Source organism: Allobosea sp. GW821-FHT09G06 (genome assembly GCF_059416005.1).
The window spans coordinates 84,060-103,779 of the sequence record NZ_JBWKOI010000008.1; the positions used below are offsets into that span (position 1 = coordinate 84,060).

20 protein-coding genes are annotated in these 19,720 nt (G+C 67.3%); 2 read left to right on the forward strand and 18 right to left on the reverse strand.

Annotated features, from left to right (window positions below; all coding sequences use genetic code 11):
• Position 1 precedes the first annotated feature (1 nt).
• From AC07NY_RS25100 to AC07NY_RS25125, 6 genes are all read right to left on the reverse strand, one after another.
• Positions 2-787, reverse strand: a complete 786-nt coding sequence (locus AC07NY_RS25100) for an SDR family NAD(P)-dependent oxidoreductase (protein WP_492287866.1) — start codon at positions 785-787, stop codon at positions 2-4.
• A 12-nt stretch (positions 788-799) separates the two neighbouring features.
• Positions 800-1,657 (reverse strand): nickel transporter permease, encoded by an 858-nt coding sequence (gene nikC / locus AC07NY_RS25105; protein ID WP_494586000.1) that lies wholly within the window; start codon positions 1,655-1,657, stop codon positions 800-802.
• Positions 1,654-2,580, reverse strand: a complete 927-nt coding sequence (locus tag AC07NY_RS25110) for an ABC transporter permease (RefSeq protein ID WP_494586001.1) — start codon at positions 2,578-2,580, stop codon at positions 1,654-1,656. The genes nikC and AC07NY_RS25110 overlap by 4 nt, the downstream gene beginning before the upstream one ends.
• A gap of 6 nt (positions 2,581-2,586) precedes the next feature.
• Complete coding sequence (locus tag AC07NY_RS25115) at positions 2,587-4,092, reverse strand: ABC transporter substrate-binding protein (RefSeq protein ID WP_494586002.1); 1,506 nt, start codon at positions 4,090-4,092, stop codon at positions 2,587-2,589.
• The gene (locus tag AC07NY_RS25120) at positions 4,089-4,868 is read right to left on the reverse strand and encodes a GntR family transcriptional regulator (protein WP_494586003.1); all 780 of its coding nucleotides are present in this window, start codon (positions 4,866-4,868) and stop codon (positions 4,089-4,091) included. The genes AC07NY_RS25115 and AC07NY_RS25120 overlap by 4 nt, the downstream gene beginning before the upstream one ends.
• A 152-nt stretch (positions 4,869-5,020) precedes the next feature.
• Positions 5,021-6,220: an MFS transporter gene (locus AC07NY_RS25125; protein ID WP_494586004.1), complete on the reverse strand. Its 1,200-nt coding sequence runs from the start codon at positions 6,218-6,220 to the stop codon at positions 5,021-5,023.
• Between the two features lie 92 nt (positions 6,221-6,312).
• Between AC07NY_RS25125 and AC07NY_RS25130 the strand changes: the two genes are divergently transcribed.
• Positions 6,313-7,065, forward strand: a complete 753-nt coding sequence (locus AC07NY_RS25130) for an AraC family ligand binding domain-containing protein (protein ID WP_494586005.1) — start codon at positions 6,313-6,315, stop codon at positions 7,063-7,065.
• A gap of 10 nt (positions 7,066-7,075) precedes the next feature.
• On the opposite strand, the gene AC07NY_RS25135 is transcribed toward AC07NY_RS25130, so the two are convergent.
• The 7 genes from AC07NY_RS25135 to AC07NY_RS25165 are packed head-to-tail and all read right to left on the reverse strand — an operon-like array spanning position 7,076 to position 13,968.
• Positions 7,076-7,957, reverse strand: coding sequence for an ABC transporter permease (locus AC07NY_RS25135; protein WP_494586006.1), 882 nt, complete (start codon positions 7,955-7,957; stop codon positions 7,076-7,078).
• A gap of 1 nt (position 7,958) precedes the next feature.
• The gene (locus tag AC07NY_RS25140; protein ID WP_494586007.1) at positions 7,959-8,894 is read right to left on the reverse strand and encodes an ABC transporter permease; all 936 of its coding nucleotides are present in this window, start codon (positions 8,892-8,894) and stop codon (positions 7,959-7,961) included.
• Entirely contained in the window at positions 8,891-9,616 is a 726-nt protein-coding gene (locus tag AC07NY_RS25145) for a glycerophosphodiester phosphodiesterase (protein ID WP_494586008.1), read from the reverse strand. The genes AC07NY_RS25140 and AC07NY_RS25145 overlap by 4 nt, the downstream gene beginning before the upstream one ends.
• Positions 9,613-10,605, reverse strand: coding sequence for an ABC transporter ATP-binding protein (locus tag AC07NY_RS25150; protein ID WP_494586009.1), 993 nt, complete (start codon positions 10,603-10,605; stop codon positions 9,613-9,615). The genes AC07NY_RS25145 and AC07NY_RS25150 overlap by 4 nt, the downstream gene beginning before the upstream one ends.
• Positions 10,602-11,465, reverse strand: a complete 864-nt coding sequence (locus tag AC07NY_RS25155) for an ATP-binding cassette domain-containing protein (protein ID WP_494586010.1) — start codon at positions 11,463-11,465, stop codon at positions 10,602-10,604. The genes AC07NY_RS25150 and AC07NY_RS25155 overlap by 4 nt, the downstream gene beginning before the upstream one ends.
• Positions 11,462-13,069, reverse strand: coding sequence for an ABC transporter substrate-binding protein (locus AC07NY_RS25160; RefSeq protein WP_494586011.1), 1,608 nt, complete (start codon positions 13,067-13,069; stop codon positions 11,462-11,464). Before AC07NY_RS25160 ends, AC07NY_RS25155 begins: the two co-directional genes overlap by 4 nt.
• Before the next feature lie 59 nt (positions 13,070-13,128).
• The gene (locus tag AC07NY_RS25165; RefSeq protein WP_494586012.1) at positions 13,129-13,968 is read right to left on the reverse strand and encodes a MurR/RpiR family transcriptional regulator; all 840 of its coding nucleotides are present in this window, start codon (positions 13,966-13,968) and stop codon (positions 13,129-13,131) included.
• Between AC07NY_RS25165 and AC07NY_RS25170 the strand changes: the two genes are divergently transcribed.
• Positions 13,949-14,845, forward strand: a complete 897-nt coding sequence (locus AC07NY_RS25170) for a glycerophosphodiester phosphodiesterase (RefSeq protein WP_494586013.1) — start codon at positions 13,949-13,951, stop codon at positions 14,843-14,845. The two genes, AC07NY_RS25165 and AC07NY_RS25170, sit on opposite strands and share 20 nt — an antisense overlap.
• Before the next feature lie 254 nt (positions 14,846-15,099).
• Here the strand turns inward: AC07NY_RS25170 and AC07NY_RS25175 are convergent, their stop codons facing one another.
• From AC07NY_RS25175 to AC07NY_RS25195, 5 genes are all read right to left on the reverse strand, one after another.
• A complete protein-coding gene (locus AC07NY_RS25175) occupies positions 15,100-15,498 on the reverse strand; it encodes a helix-turn-helix domain-containing protein (RefSeq protein WP_494586014.1) in 399 nt (132 codons plus the stop codon).
• Between the two features lie 249 nt (positions 15,499-15,747).
• On the reverse strand, positions 15,748-16,728 hold the full coding sequence (locus AC07NY_RS25180; protein WP_494586015.1) for a peptide ABC transporter ATP-binding protein: 981 nt from the start codon (positions 16,726-16,728) through the stop codon (positions 15,748-15,750).
• Positions 16,725-17,747: an ABC transporter ATP-binding protein gene (locus tag AC07NY_RS25185; RefSeq protein WP_494586016.1), complete on the reverse strand. Its 1,023-nt coding sequence runs from the start codon at positions 17,745-17,747 to the stop codon at positions 16,725-16,727. Before AC07NY_RS25185 ends, AC07NY_RS25180 begins: the two co-directional genes overlap by 4 nt.
• Before the next feature lie 4 nt (positions 17,748-17,751).
• The gene (locus AC07NY_RS25190) at positions 17,752-18,660 is read right to left on the reverse strand and encodes an ABC transporter permease subunit (RefSeq protein WP_494586017.1); all 909 of its coding nucleotides are present in this window, start codon (positions 18,658-18,660) and stop codon (positions 17,752-17,754) included.
• Positions 18,661-18,700: 40 nt separating this feature from the next.
• Entirely contained in the window at positions 18,701-19,711 is a 1,011-nt protein-coding gene (locus tag AC07NY_RS25195; RefSeq protein ID WP_257734634.1) for an ABC transporter permease subunit, read from the reverse strand.
• Positions 19,712-19,720: the final 9 nt, after the last annotated feature.

Sequence of the window (19,720 nt, forward strand, 5' to 3'; positions counted from 1 at the left end):
CTCAGAGCGCCTGCTTCTTGTCCTGATGGACGGCGAGCGAGCCGATCGAGTTGCCGCCATCGACTGTGAGCGTCGCGCCGGTGACATAGGCCGAGGCGTCGCTGGCGAGGTAAAGCAGGGCGTTGCCGACATCCGCGCGGGACGACGCCCGGCCGAGCGGGATTTGCGCGACCGTGTTCTGGATATGCGCATCGGTGAGGGCGCTGACCGTGCTGCCGGCGGCGAAGCCCGGCTCCAGCGCGTTGGAGCGGATGCCGTATTCGGCGAGCTCGACGCCGAAGCCCTTGGTCAATCGGTCGAGCGCGGTCTTCGACATCGAATAGACGCAGGCCGTGCGCCGCATCTTGCGCGAGGCGCCGGAGGAGATGTTGATGATCGAGCCTTTCACGCCCTTGCGCACCATCTGCGTCGCAAGCTCGCGGGTCAGGATGAACGGCGCCCGCAGGTTGATCGCGAGGATGCGGTCGAATTCGGCGGTCGGCGTGTCCAGCAGGAAGGCGCTCGGATAGATGCCGGCATTGTTGATGAGGATGTCGGCGGCGCCCCAGCGCTTCCCGATCTCGGCGGCGAGCGCCGTGATCGAGGCCTCGTCGGTCAGGTCGGCCGGCATGACGAAGCTCTCGCCGGAGAGGCCGAGCGTCTTGGCCAGCGTCTCCAGATCCTGGCTACGCGCATCGGTCAGGCAGAGCGTGGCGCCGGCCTCGTGCAGCACCTCGGCGATCCAGCGGCCGATCACGCCGCAGGCGCCGGTGACGACGGCGCGCTTCCCCTTGATGTCCTCGAACATGGGCTTAGTCCTTCAGCGATGGCGGGGATCGAGGCGGTCGCGCACGGCGTCGCCGGTGAGATTGACGGCGAGCACCAGCACGAACAGGCAGATGCCGGGGAGCGTGGCGACCCACCAGGCGGTCGCGACATAGTTCCGGCCGGTCGAGAGCATCGCGCCCCAGCTCGCGGTCGGCGGCTGGACGCCGAGCCCGAGGAAGGACAGGCCGGCCTCGAACAGGATCATCAGCCCGAATTCGAGCGTCGCCACGACGCTGACCGCGCCGACGATATTGGGCAGGACATGGCGGAACAGCACGCGCGGTGCGCCGGCCCCCATCAGTGCCGAGAGCCGGACATAGGGCATGTTCGCGACCGATAGCGTCTGGCTGTAGGCGATGCGGGCGTAGCGCGGCCAGCGGGTGAGCGCGAGCACCATGATGACGTTGACGATGCCGGGGCCGAGCACCGCGACGGTGATGATCGCGAGCAGGATCGCCGGGATCGACAGGAAGACGTCGACGACGCGCATCACCGCGATCTCGACCCAGCCGCGCCGGTAGCCGGCGATCATGCCGAGCGTCGTCCCGACCACGCCGGAGAGGACGACCGAGGCGAAAGCGACGATCAACGAAATGCGCGCGCCATGGATGACGCGGCTGAGCAGGTCGCGGCCGAGCTCGTCGCTGCCGAGCCAATAATGGAAGCTGCGCGAGACGGTGCCGGGCGGCTTCAATCGGCCGAGCAGGTTCTGCTGGTTGGGATCATAGGGCGCGAGCCAGGGAGCGAAAATCGCGACCAGCACGACGAGCGCGATGATGCCGACCGGCCACCAGCGCCACAGGCCACGGCGCTTGGCGCGCGGCATCGGGCTTGCGGCTGCGACGCTCACCGCGCCCCCTCCAGCACGATGCGCGGATCGACCAGGCTGTAGAGCAGGTCCGAGAGCAGGTTGAGCAGCACGGTGACGAAGGCGCCGAGCAGCACCACGCCCTGCACGATCATGAAGTCGCGCGCCAGGATCGCCTGGACCGTCACCTGTCCGAGGCCGGGCCAGGCGAAGACCGTCTCGACGATGACGGCGCCGGCCAGCAGGTTGGAGATTTCGAGCGCGGCGACCGTGATCACCGGGATCGAGGCGTTGCGCGCGAGATGGCGGACGAGCAGCCGCCCGCTACGGACGCCGCGCGAGCGGGCCGTGCGGACATAGTCTTTCGAGAGTTCGTCGAGCAGGGCCGAGCGCGTGATCCGCGCGAAGGTCGCCATGCTCAGCAGGCCGAGCGCGAAGGATGGCATGACGAGATTCGAGAGGTCGCCGGTGGAGGAGGGTGGCAGCCAGCCGAGCAGCACCGAGAACACCAGGATCATCAGGATGCCGCTCCAGAAGGTCGGCATGCTCTGAGCGGCGAGGACGAAGCCGGCGGCGGCCTTCGCCGCGGCCGAGTTGCGGAAGATCGCGAGCAGGATGCCGATCGGCACCCCGATGCCGCAGGCGACGAGGAGCGCGCCGGTCGCCAGCATCAGCGTATAGGGGAGACGCGAGGCGATGATCGTCGTCACCGGTACCCGCTGCACCACCGATTGCCCGAGATCGAAGCGCACGAGCTCGCCGAGGAAGTCGAGATACTGCACGACGAGCGGCCGGTCGAAGCCGAGCTGGTGGCGCAGCGCCGCGATATCGGCCTGCGTCGCCGTCTCCGGCACGAGCAGGTAGGTCGGGTCTCCCGTCAGGCGCTGGACGAAGAAGATCAGCGTCACCACCCCGAGGATGGTGACGAGCGCTTGGCCCAGCCGGCGGAGCAGGAAACCCGGCACCGCGGCTCAGTCCTTCCAGCTCATCCGGTTGATGAACAGGCTTTCGTTCGGCGTCGGCTGGAAGGTCAGGCTCTTGGCCGCGCCATAGATCACCACGGCCTGGTAGAGCGGCACGACCGGCACGTCGGCGGCGACGATCTCATGCACCTGCTTGTAGGCGGCGAGGCGCTTGCCGGTGTCGAGCGTCGCGCGCGCCTCTTCCAGCAGGGCGTCCATCTTCGGGTTGCGATAGGCCGACCAGCCGCTGCTCTTGTGCAGCAGCGGGAAGAGCACGCCGTCCGCATCCTGGCAGGCGCAGGACCAGCGGCCGAAGCTGAGCAGCGAGGTCGCCTCCGGCCCGGCCTGGGCGCGCTTGAGATAGGTCGCCATGTCCGACATCGCGATCTTCACGTTGAAGCCGGCTTCGGTCAGCATCTGCTGGATCGCCTGGACGATACGCTGGTCGAAGACCGGCGCGGTGGCGAGGTCGATCTCGGCCTTCGCGGCCGGCCCGGCTTCAGCGATCAGCGCCTTCGCCTTGGCGAGGTCGTGCTCCGGCGCCTTGATGCCATCGACCCAGCCGAAGATCGCCGGCGTCAGCAGTTCCGGCACGGGCTTGTCATGGCCACCGAGCAGGCCGTCGATCATGGCCTGCTTGTCGAGCGCGTAAGCCGCGGCCAGCCGGAGCTTGGGATTGTCGAAAGGCGGCTTGGTCGTGTTGAGCCGGACATAGGCGACGCGCTCGGTCAGGCCGATCAGGGCCTGGGCCTTGGGAGAGGACTTGAGCTGGGCGGCCTGGTCGGCATCGAGCGTGACGACGAGGTCGCTCGCGCCGGCTTGCAGATTGGCGAGGCGGGTCGCCGCGTCCGGCACGGCGCGGAAGGTCACCACCGGGAAGGGCGCCTTGGTACCCCAATAGGCGTCGTTGCGCGTGAGCTGGACGTTCACGCCGCGCTGCCAGGATTCGAACCTGTACGGGCCGCTGCCGACGGGCTTCAGGTTGAAGGCATCCTTGCCGACGGCCTCGACCACGGCCTTCGGGACGATCGAGAGCTTGACGAGCTGCGCCAGCAGCGCCGGGTAGGGGCCGGCGGTGACGAGCTTCACCTTGGTCGGCGACAGCGCGATCGCCTCGGTGATCTTGTCGAACTGACCGAGCTGGGGGCTGGCGAATTTCGGATCGGTGATGCGCTTGACACTGAAGACGACATCGTCGGCGGTCAGCTTCGAGCCGTCATGGAAGGCGATGTCGCTGCGCAGGTCGAATTCGATCTCGTTATCCGAGACCTGCTTCCAGGCGGTCGCGACCTGCGGGACGATCGCGCCCTTGTCGTCGCGGGTGACGAGATTGTCGAAGATGTTGCGGTAGACATAGTAGCTGTCCGGGTTCCACTGCACCTGCGGGTCGAGCGAGGACGGCTCGTTGACGAGGTCGACGACGAAACGCTCCTTGGCGGCGAGCGCCGGCCCGGCCGCGAGGCCGAGCGCGGTGGCGACGAGGAAGGCGGCTGCGGCTTTCGAAACACGGCTCATCGCGATTTCTCCTCGGAAAGGGCGGTGGAAGGCTTGCGGTCGTTCGTGTTCCGGCGCGCCCGGCGGCTGCGCACGGAAACGGGTTCGTTCTGCGGAAGCAGGCGGGCGGTCGCGAGAAAGCCGTGCGCCACCGCGTCGGTGAAGCGCTTCTGCTCCTCCTGGAGCGCCAGAAGCGCGGCTTCGCGGTCGCCGCGCAGGAGCGCATCGAGCAACGGGCGCGGATCGGTCGCGGGTGCCGCAGCGCCGGCCATTTCGAGCGAGCGCGTCAGGCGTTCGGTGTGATCCCAGAGATCGCGCAGCCAGATTGCGATGAAACCGCCGGTCCTTTGCGCGAGCAGATCGAGCGCCTGCCGGCAGAGCTGCTGCGCCATCGTGCGTGCGGAAGCGTCGTCCCGCCCTATGACGGCGTCGATCGCTCCGCGCAGGCTGCCGAGCAGGGCAGTGCTGCGCTCATCGAGCGGCTTCTCGACCAGGGCTGGCTCGATCCGCAAACGCGCCTCGACGATCGCGCTCGCCAGCGCGCCATCGACCGTCGCGACGCGCCAGCCCTGCCGCGCATGCCGGGCGACGAAGCCGGCTGTCGCGAGCTCGGTCAGCGCAACACGGACAGCCGCGCGTCCAAGCCCGAAACGCTGTGCGAGATCACCCTCATGGACATAGGTGCCGGGCGCGAGCTCGCAGCGGACGAGCGCCTGCCGCAGGCGCCGGCTCGCGAAGGCGATGTCGCTCTCGGCCGCTGGCGGCTTGGGAAGCGAGAAGGGCGATTGATCAAGCATGAGCCATGCTGGCTCAGTTTTTAAGATCTGACAATCGTTTTGTGAGATGTCAGAAGCGCATGATCAAGCGCAGTTGCACCCCACCGTGCATGACGGGGCTATGGGGGCGATCCTGTTTGAACGATGGGCCGGCAGCTTGCGCTGCCGGGGGCCTATTGCTCGGCTGTGATGGTGCTCGCCGCGGGCGCGGCCTGCGCCAGGAAGAAGAACGCCAGCGACGCGCACCAGACGATCAGGCCGAAGACGGTGGCGCCGGCCAGAACCAGCCCGAAGCCACCCTGCGCATGAAGCACGGCCAGCATCGGCACGACGAAGCCGCTGACGGTGAAGCCGAGGAAATAGCGCACGCTGAAGGCCTTGGCGCGGTGCTGCGCCGGCACGTAGCGGGCGACCATCGCGTCGTTGACGACGACCTGCCCGTAGATCGCGGCCATGGTCATGACGAGGCCGATCAGCAGCGGCACGCCGGAGGTCGTCGCCGCGAGCGCGAGGCCCAGCGGCTGGAACAGCGCCAGCCCGACGAACAGGGCCGGCAGCGTGTAGCGATCGACCAGCCGGCCCATCAGCCATTGCGTGGCGGCGCCGAAGACGAAGACGAGCGTCGCCAGCGAGCCGATCAGCGCCAGCGGCAGGTCGAGGCCTAGGCGCTCGTCGATGACCTTCGGCAGCGCGATGGTGGTGATGTTGAAGGTCATGCCGCCGGCGATGATCGCGACGGCGAAGATGGCGAGCAGAGCCTTCGGCCGATTGACGGGGATCAGCTCGGCCTTGCCGGAGCGGTTGGCGGACGGGTTTCCGTCGCCGGGCACGAGCGCGATGAAGGCGGCCCCCAGAACGAGGCAGACGAGGCCCGGCAGGATGAAGGCGAAGCGCCAGCCGAAATTCGCGGCGATGAGCGCGGTGACGCCGGCCGCCGAGGCCGCGCCGAGATTGCCCCAGACGGCGTTGACGCCGAGGTCGCGGCCGAGCTGGCGGGCATGGCTGACCAGCATGGTCGAGCCGACCGGATGATAGATTGCCGAGGCCACGCCGAGCACGAGCAGCCAGCCGGCGAAGGCGGCGGGCCGGTCCGCGCTGGCGACGCCGAGGCAGGACAGGCCATAGCCGATGAAGAACACGGCGAGCATGTTGCGCCGGCCGAACTTGTCCGAGAGCCAGCCCATCGGCAGCGAGCACAGGCCGAAGGCGACGAAGGCGCCGGTCGCGAGGCCGATCAGCTCCGCGTAGCTCAGGTTCGTCTGCGCGGCGATGGCAATGACCGCCGTCGGATAAATCAGCAGCACGAAATGATCGAGCGCATGGGCCGCGTTGACGAAAAGCAGGGTGCGCCTGGACAGCGTCTCGGGGCTCATGGGGGTCTCACAGCAATGATGCGTGATCCTAGCTTGACCCGTTAAGCCTGTCGGGTCGTTATTCGACATAATCGGGCCAAAAAGATCGGGTGATGCGCAGCGAGAGCGAGGCCTATCAGACGGTGCCACGTGCCGTCGCCGTGATGCCGAAGAGCTATGAGGCCGGCGCGAGCACGGGCTGGCACAGCCATCCGCGCGCGCAATTGCTCTATGCCACAGCCGGCCTGACCCTGGTGCGGGCGGAGGATGGGACATGGGTGCTGCCGGCCCGGCACGCGCTCTGGATTCCGCCACTGCTTTCGCATGAGGTCAGGATGCATGGCGCGGTCTCGATGTGCTCGGCCTATATCGCGCCCGAGGCGGTCGGGGTCTTGCCGACAGGATGCCGCGTGCTGGAGGTCTCGGCCCTGCTGGCCTCGGCGCTGGAGGCGCTTTCGGCCGAGCCGCTGCTCTATGACGAGACCGGGCGCGGTGGCCATCTCGCCGCGCTGATCCTCGACGAGATCGCGCGGGCGCCCGAGACGGCGCTGACGCTTCCCTTGCCGCGCGATCCGCGCCTGCGGCGGATCTGCGATGCGCTGTTGAAGGACCCGGCACTGGACATCGATCTCGACGGCTGGGCCGAGCGAGCCGGTGCAAGCCGGCGTACCCTGACGCGCGGCTTCCGGGCCGAGACGGGCATGAGCTTCGGCGACTGGCGTTCGCGCCTGCGTGTGCTCAGGGCCATGACGATGGCGAGCGACGGCGTGGCGCAGCACCAGATCGTCAGGGCGGTCGGCTATCACGACCAGCGTGCGTTGCGTACCGCAGCGCGACGCGTCCTCGGCCGGGTCGATCTGTCCTGACAGGGGCCGGTCAGCGCGATTGCAGCGTCGGGTCGAGCCGGTCGCGAATCCAGTCGCCGACGATCGAGATCGACATCGTCGTCAGGAAGATCGCCATGCCCGGCAGCACAGCGATCCACCAGGCGCTGGTCAGATAGGCGCGGCCGGCGCCGAGCATCTGGCCCAGGCTGGTCAGGGGCGGGCGGATGCCGAGGCCGAGGAAGCTGAGCGATGTTTCCAGCAGGATCACCTGCGGGAAATTCAGCGTGAACTGGACGATCAGCACGCTCAGGATGTTCGGCAGGACATGCCGGAGATAGACATGTCGGGCCGGCGCGCCGAGCGCGGTCACCGCCGTCGCATAGCCCTGCGTATTGGCGGCGATGACGACGCCGCGCGTCAATCGCGCGAAGACCTCCCAGCCATAGAAGCCCATAATCGCGACGAAGAGGAAAAAGCCGCCGCCGAACAGGGCTATCAGCGCCAGCGCGATCATCATGAAGGGCAAGGACGCCTGCACGTCGGCCAGCATCATGATCGCTTCTTCCGCCAGCCCACGGAAGTGGGCGGCAATGAAGCCGAGCGTGGTGCCGATGAAGGCGCCGATCAGCGTGCCGCCGAGCGCGACGAGCACGCTGAAGCGGATCGCGTAGATCAGGCGGCTGAGCACATCGCGCCCGAGCTCGTCGGTCCCCAGCAGATGCTCCGGCATCCCCCCGAGGAAGGCCGGCGGCTTCAGGCGCTTCAATAGCGATTGGGTGCGGTAATCGTAAGGCGCCAGCCAGTCGGCGAAGAGGAAGATCACGAGGATCAGGCCGAGCAGGATGAGGGCCATGACCACGAGGGTGGGATAGCGTGCCTCGGCGCGGACCGGCGCATCGTCCTTCCGGCGGAACAGGCTCGACAGCGCCATCTCAGCTCTCCGAGCGGGCGGCGCGCATGCGCGGGTCGATCAGCGTGTAGATCGCGTCGACGGCGAGATTGGCGAGCACCATCGTGATCGAGGTCATGATCAGGATCGCCTGCACCAGCGCGAAATCGCGCGAGGTCACCGCATTGACCAGAAGCCGCCCGACGCCCGGTACCGCGAACACGGTCTCGACGATGATCGAGCCGGCGACGAGATCGCCGAGCTTGAGGCCGATGATCGTGATGATCGGGATCGCCGCATTGGGCAGGGCATGCCAGAGCACGCGGCGCGGCCGCGGCACGCCCTTGGCCCGGGCGGCGACGACATATTGCTTGTTCAGCACTTCGAGCATGGCCGAGCGCGTGAAGCGGGCGAAGGTGCCGGCGAAATGCGTGCCCAGCGTGATCGCCGGCAGGATCAGGTGCCAGATCGTCTGGTCGCCGGAACTCGGCAGCATGCGCCAGTGCAGCGAGAACAGCAGGATCAGCAGAATCCCTAAGAAGAAATTCGGCAGGCTGAAGCCGAGCACGGCGAAGCTCATGACGAAGCGGTCGACCGGCCGGTTGCGGTTGAGCGCGGCGACGATGCCGAGCCCGACGCCCAGCAGAAGGCCAAGCACGAAGGCGGTGAGCCCGAGCCGGAGCGTGCGCGGCAATGCTGCGGCGATGAGCTCGATGGCGGGCCGCTGATCGGAAAGCGACAGGCCGAAATCGCCCTGCGCGATCCCTGCGACATAGGAGACGTATTGCTGCCAAAGTGGCCGGTCGAGCCCGAATTTCTCGCGATAATGCGCGATGACTTCGGCGGGAGCCTGATCGCCGACCAGCGCCTCGATCGGGTCGCCCGAGAGATTGAGCGCGACGAAGGTCAGTGTCACGATCAGCCACACGGTCAGGAGACCGCGTGCGAGTTTCGTCAGGAAAAGCCGGCCCGGCATCATGAGGCCATGCGGCTCTGCAGGCCGGTCAGCAGGTCGGGATCGTTGAGTAGAACGGCCTGCGGCGCATGTGCGAGGATAGCGCCAAGGCTCTCGCTATCGACGTCGCCGACGATGCGGCTCGTGCCTTTGCCGCCGGCGGTGACCCAGACCGGCACGCGTCCGAGCAGCCGCGCGGCGACAGGGCCGTCAAGAGCTCCTTCCCAGACGCGGAACGCACTCGCGCCTGCGGCGGCATAATGATCCGGATTGGCCTTGTCGGGCAGAAAGGCGAGGACCCGGATCCCCGGCACCGTCAGCGTGGCATGCGCGACCTGAAGCACCTCGCGCGCACCAACCCAGACCCGGTCGAGCACGCCGAGTTCCTTGATCACGCCAAGCACGGCGTCGATGATCGCAAGATCCCCGGTCTTGATGTCGATCAGCGCCTGGCGATGCGGGCAGATCGCGCTGAGCGCTTCGGCGAGCGTCGCGAGCTGCACGCCGCTGGAGCGGGCGATGGCCTTGAGGTCATCATGAGATGTCTCCGCGACCGCAGCGTCGCGGCCGGCGACACGGAGGAGATCGGGATCATGCGAGGCGATGACGACGCCGTCGGCGCTGAGCCGCGCATCGGTCTCGACGAGATCGGCGCCAGACACGATCGCAGCGCGATAGGCCTCCAGCGTGTTCTCGGGATAGCGCGCGGAATGGCCGCGATGGGCGATGACGAGCGGCCGGGTCATGACGCAACTCCCAGTTCACCAGCAAAATGGCAGCGGACGCTGCGGCCCTCGCCGAGCGGGCGCAGGCTTGGCATTTCGGCCGAGCAGCGCGGACGGGCGTAAGGGCAACGCGTGTGAAAATGGCACCCGGCCGGCGGGTTGGCCGGCGAAGGCGGGTCGCCCGCGAGGCGCACGGGCCGGGCCCCGCGCGAGGCCGAGAGGTCCGGAATCGCGGCGAGCAGGGCCATCGTGTAGGGGTGCATCGGCTGGCGATAGACCGGGTCGGTCGGGCCTTCCTCGACGATCTGGCCGAGATACATCACCGCGATACGGTGCGAGAGCTTCTTCACCACGCGCAGGTCGTGCGAGATGAAGAGATAGGCGATGTCGAAGCGCTCCTGCAGCTCCTGCAGCAGCTCCGTCACCGTCGCCTGCACGGAGACGTCGAGCGCCGAGACCGGTTCGTCGCAGACGATCAGGCTCGGCTTCATCGCCAGTGCCCGTGCGATCACGACGCGCTGCGCCTGCCCGCCGCTGATCTGATGCGGGAAGCGATCGGCCATCTCCGGCGCCAAGGCCACCGCCTGCATCAGGCGCAGGACTTCCGCATCGCGCCCGCTGCGTTCGCCGATCTCGTGCAGGTCGAGCGGCTCGCGGATCTGCCGGCCGATGCTCAAGCGCGGATCGAGCGCCGATTGCGGGTTCTGGAAGATCATCTGGATGTCGCGGCGCTGCCGCTGCCAGTCCTTCGGCGTCAGGCCGGTCAGGTCACGGCCCTTGAACAGGATCTCGCCGCCGCTCGGCCGTTCGAGCCCGACGATCATGCGGCCCGTCGTCGATTTCCCGCAGCCGGATTCGCCGACGAGCCCGAGCGTTTCGCCGATGCGCAAGGTCAGCGACACATCCTCGACGGCGCGGATGGTCCGCTGCGTCCTCAGGAAGGAGCGGCCGCCGCCGAAATGGCGGCGCAAGGCAGAGACGCGCAGCAAGGGCTCGGTCGCAGCGCTCATGACGCTGCCCGTTCGCGATAGACCGGCGCGGCGACGTCGAGACGCGGCATCGCGGCGAGAAGCTCGCGCGTATAGGGCGCTTCGGGCGCGTTCAGGAGGCGCTCGGCCGGGCCGGCTTCGACGACGCGGCCATGGCGCATCACCACCACATCATCGGCCATTTCCGCGACGACGCCCAGGTCATGGGTGACGAACAGGATCGCCATGCCGAGCTCGGCCTTGAGCTTGTTCAGGAGGTCGAGGATCTGCGCCTGGATGGTCACGTCGAGGGCGGTGGTGGGTTCGTCGGCGATCAGCAGGCGCGGCTCGCAAGCCAGCGCCATCGCGATCATCACCCGCTGCGCCATGCCGCCGGAAAACTGGTGGACGTAAGAAGCGAGGCGCTGCTCCGGTTCGGGGATGCCGACGAGGCGCAACAGCTCCAGCGCGCGGGCCTGACGCTGCGGCTCGGAGAGCGCGGTGTGCAGGCGCAGGGTCTCGCGCAACTGTGTCCCGACCGTGTGCAGCGGGTTGAGCGAACCGAGCGGGTCCTGGAACACCATGCCGATGCCGCGACCGCGGATCGTCTCAAGTTCGGCTTCGCTGGCAGCGGCGAGGTCGCGCCCTTCGAACAGGATGCGCCCTGCTGTCCGGCGCCCGTTCGCTGGCAGCAGACCAAGCACCGCCTGGCAGGAGACGCTCTTGCCGCTGCCGCTCTCGCCGACGATGCAGGTCGTCGTGCCCGGCCGTACCGCGAAGGAGACCGCGTGCAGGATGTCGGCATAGCCCTTCGCGGTGCGGAAGCCGACGGTCAGGCCCTCGACGGAGAGCAGCGCATCGCTGCCCCCCTCGGTCCCGATCCTGCGCCCGCTCCCCGTCACTTCGCGGCCAGCGAGAAGTTCGAGGGGCGGAAGTCCATGTAGTACTGGCTGTAGGGCGTCCAGTTGATGCCCTTCTTCACGCCGTAGCCGGTGACGGGGTTGTAGAGCATCGTCATCGGCATATCGTCCTCGAAGGCCGTCAGCAGCTTGGCGAAGGCGGCGCGGCGCTTGGCCTCGTCGGTCTCGGCGGTCAGCTCCTTGGCGGCGTCGTTGAAGGCAGGGCTCGCGCCATAGAGCTTCCAGGTCTTCTGGTTCTCGCTCTCGGGCCCCCACAGCGTCAGGATCGCGCCGGACGGATCGGGCACGCGATAGGTGTTCGACCAGGCGAAGACCTGGGCGCCCGGCTTGCGCACCTCCTTGAAACTATCGACGAAGTCGATGCGGGCATTGATGCCGACAGCGCGCCACATCTCCTGGATCACCTGCGCCGCCTCGACATTGTAGAGGTAGTAGTTCGGGATCAGCCGGTAGGAGATTTCCTGGCCCTTGTAGGAGCTTTCCGCGAGCAGCTTCTTGGCCAGCGCCGGATCATAGGCGTAGCCCTTGTTCTCCTTGACATAGATCGGCCCGAAGCTCGGGAGCTGGTGACCGTTCGGCGTATAGGTCTGGCCCTTCCAGAGCGCGTCGATCAGCGCCTTGCGGTCGATCGACAGGCTCATCGCGTGGCGCAGCTTCTTGTCGGCGAGCACGGGGTCGCTGGTGTTGAACTGGAGGACATGGCTGTTCTCCAGCGGCTCGGTCTTCACCGAGACATCCTTGTAGCGCTTCAAGCCATCCCATTGGTCCGGCGGCAATTCGACCGCGATGTCGAAATCACCAGCGACGAGGCCGGCAACGCGGGCCGCGACCTCGGGCACCGAGCGGAAGGTGATGGACTTGGCTGCGGGCTGGCCGCCGAAATAGCGATCGAAGGCCGCGAGCGTGATCTTGTCGTTCTTCTGGTAGTCGACGAAGCTGTAGGGGCCGGTGCCGACTGGCTTCCAGCGCAGGGCCTTGGCGGCCTGGTCCATCCAGACCTTGGAATCGACGCCCTCCTTGCGGAAGGCGTTCCACGGCTCGTCGCAGATCGCGAAGGACATGTAGCTCGACAGGCGATGCTCCATGATCGGGTCATGTTGCGCCACCGTGATCCGCACGGTGAAATCGTCGAGCTTCTCGACATTGGTGAAATTGCCGAAATAGACGCGGCCTTCAGGGTAATAGGCCTTCGGCCCCCAGAGCCGGTCGGGCGAGAAGGTCGCCAGCACGTCATTGGCGTCGAACGGGCTGCCGTCATGGCAGACGACGCCGCGGCGCAGCTTCAGGTCGAAGGTGGTCGGCGTCGTCCAGGACCAGCTTTCGGCGAGGCCGGGCACGAGACTGGCGCCGCCATCGGCCTTCGGCTTGGCGAAGTCGCGCCGGATCAGCGTGTCGAAGATCGAGTAGTAGATGCGGGTATCGACATTGCCGGTGTGCTCGCCGGGGTCGAGCGAGCGCGCGAGCTCGTTGACGGCGACGGTGAGGGCGGGCCGCTCCTGCGCGGTGGCGCTTGAGCAAGCCATGGCGGCGAGGCCTGCGCCGAGCATGACCCCCGGGATCGCCTTGCTGATGGTCGAGGTCTTCATCGCACTCTCCTGGGGAACAGGTTTTCGTCGGTGATCGGGCGGAAATGGCTGCGGCGGCCCTAACCGGGCTTGCCGCGAAACAGGCGTTGCAGGGTCTCGACCTTCGCCAGCGTTTCCAGCGAGCGGCCGTCATCGGTGCGCGACAGTTCCAGGATCAGCGTGTTGCAGATCGCCATCGGCACGGTCAGCGAATGGAACTCGCCCTGCTCGCCGCGCGCGGCGACGAGCTGCATGTCGCAGGCGGGAACGCCGGTGCGCCTGTCGGTGATCAGGAGCGTCTTCGCTCCGATCTCGCGGGCGCAGGCGACGAGGCGGGTCATCGCCGTGCTTTCATGCCGGAAGATCAGCGCGATCACGACATCGCCGACGGCAAGGCCGAGCAGCTGGTCGGCCGCCTGCCAGTCGGCATGGGCGACGACCGTTGCGCGATAGCCGGAGCGGACGAGGCGCCGCACGAACAGATCGGCGAGGCTGCTGGCATGACCTTCGCCGGCAACGAGAATGCGCCCGGCCTGCCGCAGCATGTCGGCCGCGGCGACGATCTCCGTATCGGATATCTGGCTCACCAGCGCGCCGAGCGCGCGAATCTCGCCCTCGACGACAGAGCCGAGCAGGGAATCGCCGCGCACCCGGTCGAGCCGGCGCCGCACCCGGACCGACGCGTCGAGATCGGCGACGACGGTGTCCTGCAGCGCGCCGCGCATCTCGCGATAGGAGGCGAAGCCGAGCTTGCGGGCGAGGCGCCCGGCGGTCGAGGCATGCACGCCGGCCTGCTCGGCGACCTTGTGCGAGGGCAGGAAACTGCCCGCCGTGCGGTTGGCCAGGAGAACCTCGACCAGCCGGCGATCCGACTCGGTCAGTTCGTCCTGCCGCGCCGCGATGATCTCCGTCAGGTTCATCGTCTCTTCCATGCCCGCCAGCGTAACGGAGCCTTGCGGCGCTCTGCAAGTTAAATTGCAGACTCGCCTATCGGCAATTTATGTTGCATACACAGGCATCGCTCCGCATGGTTACAGAGATATGACGGACATCGCCTCGCATCGCGGCGGCGCCAGGATCTGGCCCGAGAACAGCCGCATCGCCTTCCGCAATTCCGCGGTCCTTCCGGTCGATTTCATCGAGTTCGACATTCATCGCAGCCGCGACGGCGTGTTGGTCGTCCACCATGATCCGCTGCTCGGCCGGACGGCCTCAGGCGAAGGCGCGGTCGGTGACATGGGCTGGGCCGCGCTGCAGGCGGTGGAGCTGATCGGGACCGATGGCGAAACCATCCCGAGCTTCGATGAGGTCCTCGATATCCTCGAGCCGAGCGGCATCAGGCTGCGCATCGAGCTGAAGACGCGGCAGGGAGGGGTGCGCTATCCGGGGATCGAGGCGCAGGTCGTGGCGCGGTTGCAGGAAAAGCGCCTGCTGGATCGCACGACCTTCACCTCCTTCGACCTGCCGACGCTGGCGGAACTCCTGCGCCTTGCGCCCATGGTGCCGACGATCTGGCTGATCGCCGACAAGCTGCTGGCGCCCCCCGCGCGCGACCTTCGCGGTATCTGCCGCAAGGCGGGGGCCGCCGGCGTACCCGAGATCGCGATCCGCATCGCGCACGCCCGGGATGGCGATGGCGAGGCATGCCGCAGCGAGGCTGTGAAGCTGGGCTATTACGGCGCCCATGACGAACCGGCGATAAGGAAGGCTTACGCCGATGGAGTGAGCGCCTTCACGACCGATCGGCCGGATATCGCCATCTCAATCCGGAGCGAGTTGAGCGAGGGGCGCGTTTAGAACTTTCAGCGTCTGGCCGAAATGCGAGCTGGCCCGGCCTGGGGCCTCGGTTTCGGCGTGAGATCGACCCTCTACGCAAGCCGCCGTTGCGGGGAGTGGGCGATGAAGCAATCCAGGAGTCCGGGCTGGCCAGTTTCACTCGGTCGCCTGGGTTGCTTCGCAGAACACGCGGGGAGGAGGGGAAGCCCCGCGAGCCTGCAATGATGAGGTGGGCTCGCGGAGAGCCTGCCCGAAAAGCCGGCTCGTGCTCGTGGTCAGGCTGCTCCGTCGTCGCGGCGCGCGATCGTTTCCACGATCGCGACGGCAAGTGCGCGGTCGCGCTGCGAGCGGATGCGCCCGAACGCGGCATCGAGCTTGCTGGATTGCGGCGGCCTTTCGTCGGCCGTTGCATAATCGGCCGCGTCCTCGGCAAATCCGGCCTCGGCCGGGGCCAGGCCCTCGAAGAAGGCCGCCGGACTGGTCCCGAGAAAGCGCGCGAGCATGAAGAGCGCCCCTGCGCTCAGCCGGTCCTTGCCCTTCTCGTAGTTGCCCATCTGCTGGAACGAGACGTCGAGGACGGCCCCAAGATCGGCCTGGCTCAGGCCGCGCTTCTTGCGGAGAATGCGCAGCCGATCTCCGATATGGCGGTTGATCGCCTCAGCTTCCGTACGCATCCCGCCCTCCCGCGGTATCGAGCCGGAAAGTCATTGTGACTCCACAACCACGAATTCGTCCAGTTCATCTCAAAAGTTACACGAGAATTATCTGGGATGCGTTGCGATAGGACAAATGGCAGTGCCGGATTCATGGCAGGTCCAGATGCCGATAGTCGCGAACCCAACGGCAGCCTGCAGTCTCGGGCCAAGCTGCTCCGGCCGGCGCGATATCGCGCCGCCGGAGCCACTGAAGATGCTCAGCGCCGCTTACGCAGCCTTGGCGAGAAAGTCCTCGGCGTAGTGACAGGCGACCTTGCGGCTGTCGATCTCGCGCTTTTCCGGCCGCTCGGCCCGACAGCGATCGGTGACATGCGGGCAGCGCGTCGAGAACACGCACCCCTTCGGCGGGTTCAACGGGGAGGGCAGTTCGCCGCGCAGGATGATGCGCTCGCGCTTGCCGGCATCGACGCGTGGCGTCGAGGCGAGCAGCGCCTGCGTATAGGGATGGAGAGGCCGCGCGTAGATGCGCTCCTTCGGCCCGTGCTCGATGGCATTGCCGAGATACATCACCATCACGTCATGGGCGATGTGCCGGACGACGCTGAGGTCGTGCGAGATGAAGAGATAGGCGAGCTTCAGCTCGTCCTGCAGATCGGCCAGCAGGTTCAGCACCTGCGCCTGGATCGAGATGTCGAGCGCCGAGACCGGCTCGTCCGCGACCACGACCTTGGGCGAGAGGATCAGCGCACGCGCGATCGCGATGCGCTGGCGCTGGCCGCCCGAGAACATATGCGGATAGCGGGCATAATGCTCGGGGCGTAAGCCCACCTTGGCCATCATCGCGCGCGCCTTCTCGGTGCGCTCGGCGGCGGAGAGGTCGGTGTTGATCTTGAGCGGCTCCTCCAGGATCGTCCCGATCTTCTTGCGTGGGTTGAGCGAGCCGTAAGGGTTCTGGAACACGAACTGGACGGTGCGGCGCAGGCGCCTGCGCTCGCTCGTCGGCGGCGAGACGGCATCGAGCCCGTCCAGCGTCAGCGCTCCGGCGGTCGGCTTCTCGATCAGCGTCGCCATGCGGGCCAGCGTCGACTTTCCGCAGCCGGATTCGCCGACGACGGCGAGCGTGCGCCCGGCCTCGACAGCGAAGGAGACCTTGTTCACCGCCTGCAATTGCGCCGGCGGTTTGAAAAGGCCCTGCTTGACCGGGTAGATCTGCGTCAGCTCGCGCGCTTCGATCACGGGATGGCTCATCGCACGGCCTCCTTCGCCTGGCCGGCTTCGTCGCGGGCGCGCTCGGCGTCCCGGTTCGCATCGCCGAGCGGATAGTGGCAGCGCACGCGCCCATCGGCCCAGTTCCGGAGTTCTGGCTGGATAGTGCGCGAATGCTCGGTCGCATAGGCGCAGCGCGGCGAGAACAGGCAGCCCTTCGGCCGGTCGTTCAGGCCGGGCACCATGCCGGGAATGGTGGCAAGCCGGGTCGCATGCTCGCTGCGCTCGGGCAGGGCCGAGAGCAGCGCGGCGGAATAGGGATGCTGCGGATTGGCGAAGAGCGCGTCGACCTTGCGCTCTTCCATGATCTGCCCGGCATACATCACCATGATGCGCTGCGCGGTTTCGGCGACGACGCCCATGTTGTGGGTGATCAGCACCAGCGCCATGTTGCGCTCGCGCTGCAGCGTCATCAGCAGTTCGAGGATCTGTGCCTGGATGGTGACGTCGAGCGCGGTGGTCGGCTCGTCGGCGATCAGCAGGCGCGGATTGCAGGCGATCGCCATCGCGATCATCACGCGCTGGTTCATGCCGCCGGACATCTGGTGGGGATAAGCCTTGAGACGGCTTTCCGGCGCGGGAATGCCGACCTGTTCGAGCAACTCGATCGAGCGGCGCTTCGCGGCCTTGCTGTCCATGCCCTCGTGCTTCCTGAGGGTCTCCGCCAGCTGGAAGCCGATGGTGAAGCACGGGTTCAGGCTGGTGCTCGGCTCCTGGAATATCATCGCCACGTCCTTGCCGGTGAGCTGGCGGCGCTCGCGGGCGGACATGGTGAGCAGGTCGCGGCCGTCGAAGCGCAGCTTGTCGGCGCGGACGCGGCCGGGATAGCCGACGAGGCCCATCAGCGCGAGCATGGTGACACTCTTGCCGGAGCCGGATTCGCCGACGACGCCGAGCACCTCGCCCTCGTCGAGGGTGAGGTCGATGCGGTCGACGGCGCGCAGCGTTCCCTGGGAGGTCGGGAATTCGACGCTGAGGTTTTCGATTTCGAGCAGGGGCATGGGATCAGCGCTTCAGCTTGGGGTCGAGCGCATCGCGCAGGCCGTCACCGAGAAGGTTGAAGGCGAGCACGGTGATGAGGATGGCGAGGCCGGGGAAGGTGACGACCCACCAGGCGCGCAGCACGAACTCGCGCGCATCGGCGAGCATCGTGCCCCATTCCGGGGTCGGCGGCTGGGCGCCCAATCCGAGGAAGCCGAGTGCCGCGGCATCGAGGATCGCGGTGGAGACGCCGAGCGTCGCCTGCACGATCAGCGGCGCGGCGCAGTTCGGCAGGATCTCGGAGAACATCAGCCGGACCGTCTGCGCGCCCGAGACCTGGGCGGCGACGACATAGTCCTTGCTTGCCTCGGTGATGACGGCGGCGCGAGTGATGCGGACGTAATGCGGCAGCACGACGATGGCGACGGCGAGCATCGCGTTCATCAGGCCGGGGCCGAGGATCGCCACGATGACGATGGCGAGCAGCAAGCTCGGCATCGTCATCAGGATGTCCATCAGGCGCATGATCGCGATATCGGCGATGCCCTTGAAATAGCCGGCGATCAGCCCGAGCACGATGCCGACGACGATCGCGAGCGCGACGACCGCGATGCCGATCACCAGCGAGAGCCGCGCGCCGTAGAGCAGGCGCGAGAGGATGTCGCGGCCGATCGCGTCGGTGCCGAGAGGGTAGGCGAGCGATCCGCCCGCCTGCCAGAATGGCGGTTTCAGGAAGACCGCGTTGTTGGTCAGGTTCGGGTCATGCGGCGCGATCCAGGGCGCGAACAGCGCGCAGACCAGCACCAGCACGATGACGACGAGCCCGGCGACGGCGCCGCGATTGGCGCTGAAATAGGTCCAGAACTCGCGCAGCGGATGGGGCGGGGCTACGCTCGGCACGGCGGCCGGGGCTTGCAGGGTTTCGGTGCTCATGCGGCGAGGCTCCGATGGGAGCAAAAGGAAAAGCGGTGGGTCATTTCGCGTGCCTGATGCGCGGGTTGATCAGGCCGTAGAGCAGGTCGACGAAGAGATTGACGCTCATCACCACGACGCCGAGCAGCAGCGTGCCGCCCTGAAGCACGGGATAGTCGCGCCGGCTGATCGCCTCGATCAGCCATTTGCCGACGCCGGGCCATGAGAAGATCGTCTCGGTCAGGATCGCGCCGGTGAAGAGCGTGCCGACCTGCAGGCCGATGACGGTGACGACCGGAATCAAGGCGTTGCGCAGGGCATGCAGCGCGACGACGCGGATCGGCGCCATGCCCTTGGCACGGGCGGTACGGATATAGTCTTCGCCGAGCACTTCCAGCATGGCCGAGCGCGTCATGCGCGCGATGACCGCGAGCGGCACGGTGCCGAGCACGATCGCCGGCAGGACGAGATGCGACAGGGCCGACCAGAAGGCGTCGATATCCCCGGCGAGCAGGCTGTCGATGGTCAGGAAACCGGTGACAGGCTCGATGAAATACTGCACCGCGATGCGGCCCGAGACCGGCGTGATGCCGAGCTGCACCGAGAACAGCAGGATCAGCAGCAGCCCCCACCAGAAGATCGGCATCGAATAGCCGGTGAGCGATATGCCCATCACGCCATGGTCGAAGATCGAATTTCGCTTCACCGCGGCGATGATGCCGGCGGGGAGGCCGACGAGCAGCGCGATGATGATGGCGCAGAGCGCAAGCTCGATCGTCGCCGGGAAGAGCTGGCCGAACTCGGAGAGCACGCTGTCGCGGGTCACGATGGACTTGCCGAGATCGCCCTGTACGACCCGCTCGATATATTTGCCGTACTGGACGAGCAGAGGCCGGTCGAGACCGTATTCGGTCAGGAGCTGGGCGTGGCGGGCGGCGTCGATGCCGCGTTCGCCGGCCATGGTCTCGATCGGGTCGCCGGGAACGAGGCGGACGAGGAAGAAGGCTAGCAGCGTGATGCCGATGAAGGTCGGGACGACCAGGCTCAGCCGGGTGAAGATGAAGCGCAGCATGGTTCTGCC